Below are 4,313 nucleotides of genomic sequence, written 5' to 3'. Positions count from 1 at the left end.
GCGATGTCCCAGCCGTGCACGGCGATCTCCAGTGCGCCGGTACGGGCGATCGCGGCGGCGGTGATCGGCAGGTCGACGATGGCGACGAGCCGGTCGGCGGGGCTGTCGGAAGCGGCCCACGCCCCCAGCAGCAGTGACGCCCTCGACCGGAACGCCGCCGCCGGGTCGGCCTCCTCCTGAAGCGGCACCGGGGCCGGCTCCAGACCGACGTGTCCGACCTCGATCCCCTCGTGGAGCGCGGCGAGCGAGTCGTTCGTGTGCCACAGCAGCGCCCGCAGGTCCCAACCGCGGCACGGCGTGCGGCGGTCGAGTGCCTCCGGCGTGACGGGCCGTACGGCGCACAGCGCATATCCCAGCGCCCGTTCCAGCAGCGCGGTGTCGGACTTCAAGGTGCCGTGGTCCACGTTCATCGTGCTCCCCCTCGTCCGTCGCCGCCGGTGACCCCTCAGTCCTCCCCGTCAGGCATCTGGATGAACTGGAGAAGGTTGCCGTCCAGGTCCTCCACGGTGGAGAACCAGGCGCCGAAGTCGGTGAACTCGACCGGCCGCACCCAGCGCACGCCGAGCGTGTTCAGGTGCCGCTCGGCGGCCCGGATGTCGTGCACCGTGAAGTTGACGAGATGGCGGCCGGGTTCGCCGGGCTTCGCCGCGACGTCGTCGCGCTGGTCGAAGCCGATGTACATCCCGTCCGCGACGACGAGCAGATGGCCCTCCCAGCGTGCGCCCAGCGGTTCGAGTGCGGCCCGGTACCAGGCGACGATCCGGTCGCGGTCGTTGCTGCCGATGATCACGCCGCTGGTGCCCAGAATGCCGGTCCGCGTAGCCATGGGGTGCTCTCCTCCGGTGACGTGCCGTCCGCTGTGCTGTCACCGGTACCGACCGCGTGTGCTCCCCGAACTCATCGGCGCCGCGCGGCAATCACCATTCCGATCTTGTTCACCGCCCACAGCACGACGCCCAGCAGCACCAGTAGGCCCGCGCGCACGTAGACGTCCGTCTCCCTGTCGGCGAGGGGGCTGGCCAGGATTCCGGCGGCGACGGCACCGAGGATCGGAAGCACGGTGGGCGTGCGGAAGTGCCGGTGCTCTACGCGGTCCTTGCGCAGGACAAGGACGGCGACGTTGACGACGGCGAAGACGCACAGCAGCAGGAAGGACGTGGTGTCGCCCAGCCCTTCGATCTCACCCGTGGAGACGAGTGCGACGGCCAGCAGCGAGACGAAGACGATGCCGACCACGGGCGTACGCCGGGAGGGCAGCACCTTGCCCATGAAGGTGGGGAGGATGCGCTCGTTGGCCATGCCGTAGCAGAGCCGCGAGGCCATCATGATGTTGATCAGGGCGGAGTTGGTGACCGCGAACAGGGCGATGACCGCGAAGAGTTCGGGCGGGAAGCTCACATCGCCCGCCTTGACCACCTCGAGCAGCGGCCCGCTGGACTTCTCCAGGACCCGGAAGTCGACCAGCAGCGAGGAGACCAGTGCGACGAGGATGTAGATCGTGCCGGTGACGCAGACGCCGACGAACAGGGCGCGCGGGAAGGTCCGGCTGGGCTCGACGGTCTCCTCGGCCATGTTGACGGAGTCCTCGAAGCCGACGAAGGCGAAGAAGCCGAGTGCCGTCGCACCCAGCACGCCTGTCAGTACGGCGTACCCGGTCCCGTCACCCGTGTGAACGTCCGCGAGCCGGCCGGGGTCGCCCTCGCCGTTGAACACCGCGAACACGCCGATGGCGATGATGATCAGCAGTCCGGTCAGTTCGACGATCGTGAGCACGACGTTGGTCTTCACCGACTCCGAGACGCCGCGCAGATTGAGCGCCGCCAGCGCGAGGATGAAGAGGATCGCGACGAGGGTCGGCGGTACGTCCACGAGTTCGGACAGGTAGTCGCCCGAGAAGGCGCGGGCCGCCGCGCTCGCCGACGACAGCCCCGAGCACATCACCATGAACGCCACGATGAACGTGATGAAGGGGATCTTGAAGGCGCGCTGGGTGTAGAGCGCGGCACCGGCGGCCTTGGGGTACTTGCCCACGAGCTCCGCGTAGGACGCCGCCGTCAGCAGCGCCACCGCGAAGCCGATGACGAAGGGCAGCCACAGCGCACCCCCGACCTTGCCCGCGACGCTGCCGGTGGTGGCGTAGATGCCGGTGCCGAGGATGTCGCCGATGATGAAGAGGATCAGCAGCTTGGGGCCGATGGCCCGGTGCAGGGGCGTGCCGTCGGAGGGGTCCTGCGCGTCTGTCGCGTCACGTGTGTCCGGCATGGGCTCTAGTTTCCCCGCTCAGTGATCGTTTAGCGCGGACGATGATTTCCGTTCCATCACGCGGTCCATCTCCGCAAGAGATGTCAGATCCGGGTCGCGGACGAAGGAGATCAGCCATGCCCGAACAGAAACCGACGACCGAACTGGACCCCCGCTACAGCAGTCCGGACGCGGCGCCCACGGACTGGGAGGCCGCACGCGAGCGGCTCGCGGACGCGGGAATCTACTGGCTGTCGACGGTGCAGCCCGACGGACGTCCCCACGTCACGCCGCTCCTGGCCGTCTGGCTGGAGGGCGCGCTGCACTTCTGCACCGGCGAGGAGGAGCGCAAGTCCCGCAATCTGGCCGCCAATTCGCACTGCGTCCTCACGACGGGCAACGACGCCGTGGACGAGGGACTGGACCTGGTGGTGGAGGGCGACGCCGTGTGCGTACGGGACGAGGCGAAACTGCGGCGCCTGGCGGCGGCGTGGGAGGCGAAGTACGGCACGGACTGGCGCTTCGAGGTCCGTGACGGCGCCTTCCAGCACCTCGACGGAGGCCACGCCCTGGTCTACGAGGTCCGGCCCGCCACCGCGTTCGGGTTCCGCAAGGGGCAGTACAGCCAGACGCGTTGGCGCTTCGCTTCTCCGGTCGCTTCCGCCGCGCGCGGCTGAGACGACCCCTGCGCTGGGCCCGGTCGGGCCCGCTCCGGCGGTCCGCCCGTGTGCCCGCGGCGGGCTGCCGGACCACGGCTGACCGGCGTGAACGGGTGGTCTACCACGCAGGGAAGTCGCCCGGCAGAGGTGTTTCCGGATACCGGAAGACACGGTTGAGGAATGGACCACTCCGGAGCAGGGTGTCTCCCCGTACCCAGGAGAGAGGACGCCCCATGACGTCAGAGCCGACGACACCCGCGACCCCGACCGCCCGTACGACCGGCCCGCGCACGCTTCCGCCCTTCCGCGCCGATCACGTGGGAAGCCTCCTGCGGCCGCCCGAGCTGAAGAAGGCCCGTGAGGAGCATGCCGCAGGGCGCCTCGGCGCCGCCGAACTGCGAGCCGCCGAGGACGAGGCGGTGCGCACGGTGGTGGGGATGCAGCGGGAGGCCGGGCTGCGGGGTGCGACAGATGGCGAGTTCCGTCGTCAGTCCTGGCACATGGACTTCATCTACGCCCTCGGCGGCATCAACAAGGTCATGGACGAGAACCTGCGCGTCCAGTTCCACAACGCGGAAGGCGACATCGAGTTCGCGCCCCCGTCCGCGCACGTCGACAGCCGCGTGCGGCTCGACGAGCCCATCTTCGCCGACGACTTCGCCTTCCTCCGCGACGCCGTCGGAGAGGGCGTGACGCCGAAGCTGACGATTCCGTCGCCGAGCATGGTCCACTACCGGGGCGGGCGCGCCGCGATCGACGAGACGGTCTACCCGGACATGGACGCGTTCTGGACGGACCTGACCGCCGCCTACGCCGCGCAGGTGCAGGGCGTGTACGACCTGGGCTGCCGCTACCTCCAGCTCGACGACACCAGCCTCGCCTACCTCAACGACCCCGAACAGCGGCGCCACGTCGCGGAGATCGGCGGCGATCCCGAGCACCAGCACGAGACCTACATCGCCAACATCAACCGCGCGCTGGCGGGTCGGCCCGACGACCTGCGCGTCACCACGCACATGTGCCGTGGCAACTTCGCCTCCTCGTGGGTGGCTTCGGGCGGATACGACTTCGTCGCCGAGGCCCTCTTCGGCGGCCTGAACGTGGACGGCTTCTTCCTGGAGTTCGACGACGAACGCTCCGGCGGCTTCGAACCGCTGCGCTTCGTCCCGAAGGGCAAGCAGGTCGTGCTGGGGCTCGTCACCAGCAAGCGGCCCGAGCTGGAGAGCAAGGACGCGCTCAAGCGCCGCATCGACGAGGCCGCCCGCTACGTGGACCTCGACCAGCTGTCCCTGTCGCCGCAGTGCGGCTTCTCCTCGACCCTGGAGGGCAACAACCTCACGATCGAGGACCAGATGGCCAAGCTCCGGCTCATCGTGGAGACGGCCGAGGAGGTCTGGGGCGGCAACTGACCCC

General features: G+C 69.3%; 5 protein-coding genes. 2 read left to right on the top strand and 3 right to left on the bottom strand.

Annotated features, from left to right (window positions below):
• The 3 genes from H5J26_RS28795 to H5J26_RS28785 all read right to left on the bottom strand — a co-directional run.
• The coding region (locus H5J26_RS28795) for a maleylpyruvate isomerase N-terminal domain-containing protein (RefSeq protein WP_181768904.1) at window positions 1-410 on the bottom strand (410 nt) is incomplete at its 3' end.
• A 35-nt stretch (window positions 411-445) separates the two neighbouring features.
• On the bottom strand, window positions 446-826 hold the full coding sequence (locus H5J26_RS28790) for a VOC family protein (protein WP_181768903.1): 381 nt from the start codon (window positions 824-826) through the stop codon (window positions 446-448).
• 71 nt (window positions 827-897) lie between these two features.
• Window positions 898-2,262: an APC family permease gene (locus H5J26_RS28785; RefSeq protein ID WP_181768902.1), complete on the bottom strand. Its 1,365-nt coding sequence runs from the start codon at window positions 2,260-2,262 to the stop codon at window positions 898-900.
• Window positions 2,263-2,378: 116 nt separating this feature from the next.
• On the opposite strand from H5J26_RS28785, the gene H5J26_RS28780 reads away from it, so the two are divergent.
• Entirely contained in the window at window positions 2,379-2,918 is a 540-nt protein-coding gene (locus H5J26_RS28780; protein WP_181768901.1) for a pyridoxamine 5'-phosphate oxidase family protein, read from the top strand.
• Window positions 2,919-3,133: 215 nt separating this feature from the next.
• Entirely contained in the window at window positions 3,134-4,309 is a 1,176-nt protein-coding gene (locus tag H5J26_RS28775) for a 5-methyltetrahydropteroyltriglutamate--homocysteine S-methyltransferase (RefSeq protein WP_181768900.1), read from the top strand.
• Window positions 4,310-4,313 lie beyond the last annotated feature (4 nt).

It is taken from the genome of Streptomyces albidus (ex Kaewkla and Franco 2022), assembly GCF_013870515.1.
GTDB classification, from domain to species: Bacteria; Actinomycetota; Actinomycetes; order Streptomycetales; family Streptomycetaceae; genus Streptomyces; species Streptomyces albidus.
Note: the sequence above shows the minus strand (reverse complement) of the source record. Positions and strands in the feature narration are given on the sequence as shown.